Raw genomic sequence first — 8,566 nt, forward strand, 5'->3', positions numbered from 1 at the left:
CCGCGAAGGCGGCCGTACCGTCGGCGCCGGCGTGGTCTCGAAGATCATCGAGTAAGCCTGCAGTACCGGTGGTTGCATAGCGCCGCCGGTTACGCGAATGGCGGGCCGGGAACCTCGGTCCGCCTTCGCCGTCTAAGGGAAGGCAAGTTTCAACACGTACGCCAGTAGCTCAATTGGCAGAGCAGCGGTCTCCAAAACCGCAGGTTGGGGGTTCGAGTCCCTCCTGGCGTGCCATCTGCCCACCTTATCCAGCGGCCTGGGCCGCTAAAGCAGACACAGCCGGATGAATAGCAAGATCGAACACTCCAAGGACAACTCCGCCAACGGCGGGGATATCGTCAAGTACGTCGCCGCATCGCTGCTGGTGCTGGCCGGTCTGTTCGTCTGGTTCTGGTTCTCCGCCGACTCCGGTCGCGCCACCCAGCTGGGTGCGTGGGCGGGTCAGCTGCGTGCGTTGGCGGTTGTGGTCGGTCTGGTTGGCGGTATCGGCGTGTTCATGCTGACCGGCAAGGGGCGCGACACCCGCGAATTCCTCTCCGAGTCGCGCTTCGAACTGCGCAAGGTGGTCTGGCCGACGCGCCAGGAAGCCATCCGCATGACCTGGGTCGTGATGGTGGTGGTGACCATTCTCAGTCTGTTGCTGGGTGGGTTCGATTACGTCATTCAGTGGCTGGTTCAGTTGTTCCTGAGCCGCTAAGGAGAATTGCATGAAGCGTTGGTACGTCGTTCACGCCTATTCGGGCTTCGAGAAGTCGGTGGCGCAGGCTCTGCGCGATCGCATCGTCCGTGACGGCATGGAAGAGCGCTTCGGCGATGTCCTGGTCCCGACCGAAGAAGTGGTCGAGATGCGCGCTGGCCAGAAGCGCCGCTCCGAGCGCAAGTTCTTCCCGGGTTACGTGCTGGTCCAGATCGAGACCCACGAAGAAGCCGGTATTCCGCGCATCGACAACGAAAGCTGGCACCTGGTCAAGGAAACCCCGCGCGTGATGGGCTTCATCGGCGGCACCGCCGACCGTCCGCTGCCGATCGCCGATTCCGAGGCCGAAGCCATCCTGAATCGCGTTCAGGAAGGTGTCGAGAAGCCGCGTCCGAAGGTGCTGTTCGAGCCGGGCCAGATGGTCCGCGTTACCGACGGCCCGTTCAACGATTTCAATGGCGTCGTCGAAGAAGTCAACTACGAGAAGAGCCGTCTGCGCGTCTCGGTGCTGATCTTCGGTCGTGCCACTCCGGTCGAACTCGAGTTCGGCCAGGTCGAAAAGGCCGTCTGACCGGTCCTGTAGGGTCGAGCCATGCTCGACTCCAGGCTCCGGATGGCGGTGCAGTCGAGCATGGCTCGACTCTACAAGGGGAACCGGGCCTTGCCCGGTTTCGTTCGTTTACGTGCCGCTTCAGGCATGTGAAGAAAAAACCTGATATAGTGCGCGGCTCCCCGCTGGGAAGCCAGCAGGACGAGGCCGCCGCAAGGTGGCCTTCAGCATGATTTCAAAACGCGATGCCGGGACGCGTGATTCCCGGTCCGATGGGGAGCCTGTTGTCGAAAGGCGCTAGCACCCGGAGAGTACTCACATGGCAAAGAAAGTTGTCGGTTACATCAAGCTGCAGGTGAAGGCCGGTCAGGCCAACCCCTCGCCGCCGGTCGGTCCTGCGCTGGGTCAGCGCGGTCTGAACATCATGGAATTCTGCAAGGCGTTCAACGCTGCCACGCAGAAGCTCGAGCCGGGTCTGCCGGTTCCGGTGATCATCACGGCCTACTCGGACCGTACGTTCACCTTCATCACCAAGAGCACCCCGGCCACCACCCTGCTGAAGAAGGCCGCTGGCATCTCGTCGGGCTCCAAGCGCCCGAACACCGAGAAGGTCGGCAAGGTCACCCGTAAGCAGCTGGAAGAGATCGCCAAGGCGAAGGAACCGGATCTGACTGCCGCCGATCTGGACGCCGCCGTGCGTACCATCGCTGGCTCTGCCCGTTCCATGGGCCTCGTGGTGGAGGGTTAATAAGATGGCACAGACCAAGCGTGAGAAGGCCATCAAGGCCGCCGTCGTTCCGGGCAAGGCATACGCCTTCGAGGACGCGATCAACATCCTGAAGAGCGCCACCAAGGCCAAGTTCGTCGAGTCGATCGACGTCGCTGTGCGCCTGGGCGTCGATGCGAAGAAGTCCGACCAGCAGGTCCGTGGCTCCACCGTGCTGCCGGCCGGTACCGGCAAGTCGGTCCGCGTCGCCGTGTTCGCTCCGGCCGGTGCCAAGGCTGACGAAGCCCTGGCCGCTGGCGCCGAAGCCGTCGGTATGGATGATCTGGCCGAGAAGATGCAGGCCGGCGATCTGAACTACGACGTCGTCATCGCGACCCCGGACGCCATGCGCGTCGTCGGTAAGCTGGGTACCGTGCTGGGCCCGCGCGGCCTGATGCCGAACCCGAAGGTCGGCACCGTTTCCCCGAACCCGGGTGAAGCCGTGAAGAACGCCAAGTCGGGTCAGGTCCGTTACCGCACCGACAAGGCCGGCATCATCCACTGCACCATCGGCAAGGCCGACTTCGCCGAAGACGCGCTGAAGTCGAACCTGACCGCGCTGCTGCTGGACCTGATCAAGGCCAAGCCGGCCACCTCGAAGGGCACCTACCTGCAGAAGGTTTCGGTCAGCTCGACGATGGGCCCGGGCGTCACCGTCGACCAGTCGTCGCTGACCCTGAAGTAATTGTTTCAAGCGGTCACGGTACCTTCGGTGCCGTGACCGTGACATTTGAAGGCATCGCTGGCCGTACATCGCCCGCGGTAGCCGTCAAAGACCGCAGGCGCGGTCGTGGCAATACCGGCGACGGGCACGGAAGCTCGATCTGGCAAGGAGTCGCCGCCGGAGCAGTCATGAGCGCTTAATCGATTCCCCGGAATCACCCTGCGTAGATGGTGCCCTTCTGGAGTTTTTCTGGTTCACGCACGTCTGGGTTTCCCAGGTTGGCCCACTCCAGGTCTAGAACGGCCCACCCCCGGAACATCATCCCGATGTTCCCGGCGTCCAGGACGGATGCCGCACAGGACCGCACACGGCAGGAGCCGTAAGCGGAGTTCAATAGGAGGAGTGCAATGGCTCTCAATCTGTCCCAGAAGCAAGAAGTAGTCGCCGAGCTGGCAGACGTCGCCGCCAAGGCCCACTCCTTGATCGCAGCCGAATACGCTGGCACCACGGTCGCCCAGATGACCGCGATGCGCAAGCAGGCTCGTGAAACCGGTGTTTTCTTGAAGGTTGTCAAGAACACCCTGGCTTCGCGCGCCGTTGAAGGCACCGAGTTCGCAGTCGCCCAGGACCAGATGGTTGGTCCGCTGCTGTACGCGTTCTCGCTCGAGGAGCCCGGCGCTGCCGGTCGCCTGATCAAGGAAGCCGCCAAGGGCAACGACAAGCTGAAGGCTAAGGTCGTCGCCATCGGTGGCGAAGTGTTCCCGGCAAGCCACGTCGAAGTGCTGGCCTCGCTGCCGACCCGCGACCAGGCCCTGGCCATGCTGGCCCGCGTCCTGACCGAGCCGGTCACGATGTTTGCCCGCGCCATCAAGGCCGTTGGCGAGAAGCAGGGTGGTGGCGACGTCGCCGCCGACGCTGCCGAGCCGGCCGCCGAGACCGCCTGAGTTTCGACTTACCGTGGTTCCTGACGGAACCTCAACCCAGAAAATCATCCAAAGGTATTAATCATGTCCCTTACCAACGAACAGATCGTCGACGCCATCGCCGAGAAGTCCCTGATGGAAGTGATGGAGCTGGTCAAGGCCATCGAAGAGAAGTTCGGCGTCTCCGCCGCTGCTCCGGTTGCCGTGGCTGCTGCTGCTGGCCCGGCCGCTGCTGTTGAAGAGCAGACCGAGTTCACCGTCACCCTGAAGTCGGCCGGCGACAAGAAGGTCGAAGTCATCAAGGCCGTCCGCGCCATCACCGGCCTGGGCCTGAAGGAAGCGAAGGACCTGGCCGAAGCCGGTGGCGTCCTGAAGGAAGGCGCTTCGAAGGACGACGCCGAGAAGATGAAGAAGGACCTGGAAGCTGCTGGCGCGACTGTCGAAGTCAAGTAAGCAGTTACCTTGCATCGTCACCGATTCACGGCGATGCAGCCAAGGCTGGGGGCGTAAGCCCCCGGCCTTTGGTCGTTGTTGCAGTACCGGTAGGGTCGACTGTTAGTCGACTGTTTCAAAAGCAGAAAAAGCCCAACACGGGCTGCGGTCAGACCCCGGCAGGCCAGCGCAGAGCGCGGCAGCGGGGGAGTGGATGCAGACGAGTTGGCAGTTGGAAGTAGCGGGAGAAGGCGTGCTGGTGCCGGCAATACCAGCGACTTCCAACTGACAATTTCAAGTTCCCTTCGGATCGTGGGCGCACGATCCGCACAACAAGGTGGAAGACCTCATGACGTCCTATTCGTTCACCGAAAAAAAGCGTATCCGCAAGGATTTCGGCAAGCAGCGCTCGATTCTCGAAGTGCCGTTCCTGCTCGCCATCCAGGTGGATTCCTATCGTGAATTCCTGCAGGAAAACGTCGATCCGGCCAAGCGCACGGACCACGGCCTGCACGCTGCGCTGAAGTCGGTCTTCCCGATCGCCAGCTACAGCGGCAACGCTGCCCTGGAATACGTCGGCTACAAGCTGGGCGAACCGGTCTTCGACGAGCGTGAGTGCCGCCAGCGTGGCATGAGCTATGGCGCCCCGCTGCGCGTGACCGTGCGCCTGGTGATCTACGACCGTGAGTCGTCGACCAAGGCCATCAAGTACGTGAAGGAGCAGGAGGTCTATCTGGGCGAAATCCCGCTGATGACCGAGAACGGCACCTTCATCGTCAACGGCACCGAGCGCGTCATCGTCTCGCAGCTGCACCGTTCGCCGGGCGTGTTCTTCGACCACGACCGTGGCAAGACCCACAGCTCGGGCAAGCTGCTGTACAGCGCCCGCATCATTCCTTACCGCGGCTCCTGGCTGGACTTCGAGTTCGACCCGAAGGATGCGCTGTTCACCCGTATCGACCGTCGCCGCAAGCTGCCGGTGTCGATCCTGCTGCGCGCGCTCGGCTACAGCAACGAAGAGATGCTGGCCGAGTTCTTCGAGATCAACACCTTCCACATCAACCCGGATGAAGGCGTCCAGCTGGAGCTGGTGCCGGAGCGCCTGCGTGGCGAAACCCTGGGCTTCGACCTCGCCGACGGCGACAAGGTCATCGTGGAAGCCGGCAAGCGCATCACCGCGCGTCACATCAAGCAGCTGGAAGCCTCGGGCATCGCCGCCCTGGCCGTGCCGGACGACTACATCGTCGGCCGCATCCTGTCGCACGACGTGGTCGATGCTTCGACCGGCGAACTGCTGGCCCAGGCCAATGACGAGATCACCGACGAGCAGCTGCAGGCCTTCCGCAAGGCCGGTGTGGATGCCGTGGGCACCCTGTGGGTGAACGATCTGGATCGTGGCCCGTACCTGTCCAACACCCTGCGCATCGACCCGACCAAGACCCAGCTGGAAGCCCTGGTCGAGATCTACCGCATGATGCGTCCGGGCGAGCCGCCGACCAAGGACGCCGCGCAGAACCTGTTCCACAACCTGTTCTTCACCTTCGAGCGCTACGACCTGTCCGCGGTCGGCCGCATGAAGTTCAACCGTCGCGTGGGCCGCAAGGAAACCACCGGCGAAGCCGTGCTGTACGACCGCAAGTACTACGGTGAGCGCAACGACGAAGAGTCCAAGCGCCTGGTTGCCGCCCATGGCGACAGCTCCGACATCCTGGACGTGATCAAGGTCCTGACCGAGATCCGCAACGGTCGCGGCGTGGTCGATGACATCGATCACCTGGGCAACCGTCGCGTGCGTTCGGTCGGTGAAATGGCCGAGAACGTGTTCCGCGTGGGCCTGGTCCGCGTCGAGCGCGCGGTCAAGGAGCGCCTGTCGATGGCCGAGTCGGAAGGCCTGACCCCGCAGGAGCTGATCAACGCCAAGCCGGTTGCCGCTGCCATCAAGGAGTTCTTCGGCTCCTCGCAGCTGTCGCAGTTCATGGACCAGAACAACCCGCTGTCGGAAGTGACCCACAAGCGTCGCGTCTCGGCCCTGGGCCCGGGCGGCCTGACCCGTGAGCGCGCCGGCTTCGAAGTGCGCGACGTGCACCCGACCCATTACGGCCGCGTCTGCACCATCGAAACCCCGGAAGGCCCGAACATCGGCCTGATCAACTCGCTGGCCGTGTACGCCCGCACCAACCAGTACGGTTTCCTCGAGACCCCGTACCGCAAGGTCGTGGACGGCAAGGTCTATGACGAAGTCGAGTTCCTGTCGGCGATCGAAGAGAACGAGTACGTCATTGCGCAGGCCAACGCGCTGACCAATGCCGACAGCGTGCTGACCGAGCAGTTCGTTCCGTGCCGCTTCCAGGGCGAGTCGCTGCTGAAGCCGCCGGCGGAAGTCCACTTCATGGACGTCTCGCCGATGCAGACCGTGTCGATCGCGGCCGCGCTGGTTCCGTTCCTGGAGCACGATGACGCCAACCGCGCACTGATGGGCGCCAACATGCAGCGTCAGGCCGTGCCGACCCTGCGTGCGCAGAAGCCGCTGGTCGGTACCGGCATCGAGCGCGCCGTGGCGCGTGACTCCGGCGTGACCGTGAATGCCCGTCGTGGTGGCGAGATCGTGCAGATCGATGCCGCCCGTATCGTGGTCAAGGTCAACGAGGAAGAGATCGTTGGCGCCACCGACGCAGGCGTGGACATCTACAACCTGGTCAAGTACACCCGTTCGAACCAGAACACCTGCATCAACCAGCGTCCGCTGGTCCAGGTGGGTGACGTCATCGCCCGCGGCGACGTGCTGGCCGACGGTCCGTCCACCGACATCGGCGAACTGGCCCTGGGCCAGAACATGCTGATCGCGTTCATGCCGTGGAACGGCTACAACTTCGAAGACTCCATCCTGCTCTCCGAGCGCGTGGTGGAAGAGGATCGTTACACCACGATCCACATCGAAGAGCTGACCTGCGTCGCGCGTGACACCAAGCTGGGGCCGGAGGAAATCTCGGCCGACATCCCGAACGTCTCCGAGCAGGCGCTGAACCGCCTGGACGAGAGCGGCGTGGTGTACATCGGTGCGGAAGTCCGCGCCGGCGACATCATGGTCGGCAAGGTCACCCCGAAGGGCGAAAGCCAGCTGACCCCGGAAGAAAAGCTGCTGCGCGCGATCTTCGGCGAGAAGGCTTCGGACGTGAAGGACAGCTCGCTGCGCGTTCCGCCGGGCATGGACGGCACCGTCATCGACGTGCAGGTCTTCACCCGCGACGGCATCGAGAAGGACAAGCGCGCTCGCCAGATCGAAGAGTCTGAAATCAAGCGCGTCAAGAAGGACTTCGACGACCAGTTCCGCATCCTGGAAGCCGCCATCTACATGCGTCTGCGTTCGCAGATCGTGGGCAAGGTGGTCAACGGTGGCGCTGGCCTGAAGAAGGGCGACGTCATCAGCGACGCGTTCCTGGACGGCCTGAAGAAGGCTGACTGGTTCGCCCTGCGCATGAAGGACGAGGACGCCTCGGAAGCCATCGAGCGCGCGCAGAAGCAGATCCAGGCGCACGAGAAGGAATTCGAGCGTCGCTTCGCCGACAAGCGCGGCAAGATCACCGCCGGTGACGACCTCGCCCCGGGCGTGCTGAAGATGGTCAAGGTGTTCCTGGCCGTGAAGCGCCGCATCCAGCCGGGCGACAAGATGGCAGGCCGCCACGGCAACAAGGGTGTGGTCTCCAACGTGGTGCCGGTCGAGGACATGCCGTACATGGCCTCGGGCGAAACCGTGGACATCGTGCTGAACCCGCTGGGCGTGCCGTCGCGTATGAACATCGGCCAGATCCTGGAAGTGCATCTGGGCTGGGCTGCCAAGGGCCTGGGCCGCAAGATCCAGGCGATGATGGAAGCCCAGGCGGCGGTTGCCGACCTGCGCAAGTTCCTGGACGACATCTACAACCACGACGACACCAACGTGGCCAACCGTGTCGACCTGTCGCAGTTCAGCGACGAGGAACTGCTGCGTCTGGCCCGTAACCTCACCGACGGCGTGCCGATGGCCACCCCGGTGTTCGACGGCGCCACCGAAGCGGAAATCAAGCGCATGCTGGAACTGGCCGACCTGCCGAGCAGTGGCCAGACCCAGCTGTACGACGGCCGCACCGGTGAAGCGTTCGATCGCCACACCACCGTGGGTTACATGCACTACCTGAAGCTGAACCACCTGGTCGACGACAAGATGCACGCTCGTTCGACCGGTCCGTACTCGCTCGTCACCCAGCAGCCGCTGGGCGGCAAGGCGCAGTTCGGCGGCCAGCGCTTCGGTGAAATGGAAGTCTGGGCGCTGGAAGCCTACGGCGCGGCCTACACCCTGCAGGAAATGCTGACGGTGAAGTCCGATGACGTGCAGGGCCGCAACCAGATGTACAAGAACATCGTCGACGGTGAGCACGAGATGGTCGCGGGCATGCCGGAATCCTTCAACGTGCTCGTGAAGGAAATCCGCTCGCTGGCCATCAACATGGAACTGGAAGACAACTGATCCATGCCGGCGCGGCGGCCTCTGCCGCCG

The 8,566-nt window shown here is 63.4% G+C and carries 7 protein-coding genes and 1 tRNA gene; all 8 read left to right on the top strand.

Features of this window, described 5'->3' with window-relative positions; all coding sequences use genetic code 11:
• Positions 1–158 precede the first annotated feature (158 nt).
• The 8 genes from R1L06_RS20080 to rpoB all read left to right on the top strand — a co-directional run bounded on the left by R1L06_RS20080 (position 159) and on the right by rpoB (position 8,536).
• Positions 159–234, top strand: a tRNA-Trp gene (locus R1L06_RS20080).
• Between the two features lie 49 nt (positions 235–283).
• Positions 284–697 (top strand): preprotein translocase subunit SecE, encoded by a 414-nt coding sequence (gene secE / locus R1L06_RS20085; RefSeq protein WP_005408202.1) that lies wholly within the window; start codon positions 284–286, stop codon positions 695–697.
• A 10-nt stretch (positions 698–707) separates the two neighbouring features.
• On the top strand, positions 708–1,268 hold the full coding sequence (nusG, locus tag R1L06_RS20090; RefSeq protein ID WP_004154362.1) for a transcription termination/antitermination protein NusG: 561 nt from the start codon (positions 708–710) through the stop codon (positions 1,266–1,268).
• Between the two features lie 298 nt (positions 1,269–1,566).
• The gene (gene rplK / locus R1L06_RS20095) at positions 1,567–1,995 is read left to right on the top strand and encodes a 50S ribosomal protein L11 (RefSeq protein WP_004145248.1); all 429 of its coding nucleotides are present in this window, start codon (positions 1,567–1,569) and stop codon (positions 1,993–1,995) included.
• Positions 1,996–1,999: 4 nt separating this feature from the next.
• Entirely contained in the window at positions 2,000–2,698 is a 699-nt protein-coding gene (rplA, locus tag R1L06_RS20100; RefSeq protein ID WP_004154350.1) for a 50S ribosomal protein L1, read from the top strand.
• Between the two features lie 386 nt (positions 2,699–3,084).
• Entirely contained in the window at positions 3,085–3,621 is a 537-nt protein-coding gene (gene rplJ, locus R1L06_RS20105) for a 50S ribosomal protein L10 (RefSeq protein WP_010480377.1), read from the top strand.
• Positions 3,622–3,684: 63 nt separating this feature from the next.
• Positions 3,685–4,053: a 50S ribosomal protein L7/L12 gene (rplL, locus tag R1L06_RS20110; protein WP_010480374.1), complete on the top strand. Its 369-nt coding sequence runs from the start codon at positions 3,685–3,687 to the stop codon at positions 4,051–4,053.
• A gap of 328 nt (positions 4,054–4,381) precedes the next feature.
• Complete coding sequence (gene rpoB, locus R1L06_RS20115; protein WP_049401089.1) at positions 4,382–8,536, top strand: DNA-directed RNA polymerase subunit beta; 4,155 nt, start codon at positions 4,382–4,384, stop codon at positions 8,534–8,536.
• Positions 8,537–8,566 lie beyond the last annotated feature (30 nt).

The organism is Stenotrophomonas mexicanensis, from assembly GCF_032911605.1.
Taxonomy (GTDB): Bacteria; Pseudomonadota; Gammaproteobacteria; order Xanthomonadales; family Xanthomonadaceae; genus Stenotrophomonas; species Stenotrophomonas maltophilia_A.

Bases quoted from the DNA above. Each gene is read 5' to 3' on its own strand.
- secE (WP_005408202.1), top strand. From the start codon at position 284: ATGAATAGCAAGATCGAACACTCCAAGGACAACTCCGCCAACGGCGGG.
- nusG (WP_004154362.1), top strand. From the start codon at position 708: ATGAAGCGTTGGTACGTCGTTCACGCCTATTCGGGCTTCGAGAAGTCG.
- rplK (WP_004145248.1), top strand. From the start codon at position 1,567: ATGGCAAAGAAAGTTGTCGGTTACATCAAGCTGCAGGTGAAGGCCGGT.
- rplA (WP_004154350.1), top strand. From the start codon at position 2,000: ATGGCACAGACCAAGCGTGAGAAGGCCATCAAGGCCGCCGTCGTTCCG.
- rplJ (WP_010480377.1), top strand. From the start codon at position 3,085: ATGGCTCTCAATCTGTCCCAGAAGCAAGAAGTAGTCGCCGAGCTGGCA.
- rplL (WP_010480374.1), top strand. From the start codon at position 3,685: ATGTCCCTTACCAACGAACAGATCGTCGACGCCATCGCCGAGAAGTCC.
- rpoB (WP_049401089.1), top strand. From the start codon at position 4,382: ATGACGTCCTATTCGTTCACCGAAAAAAAGCGTATCCGCAAGGATTTC.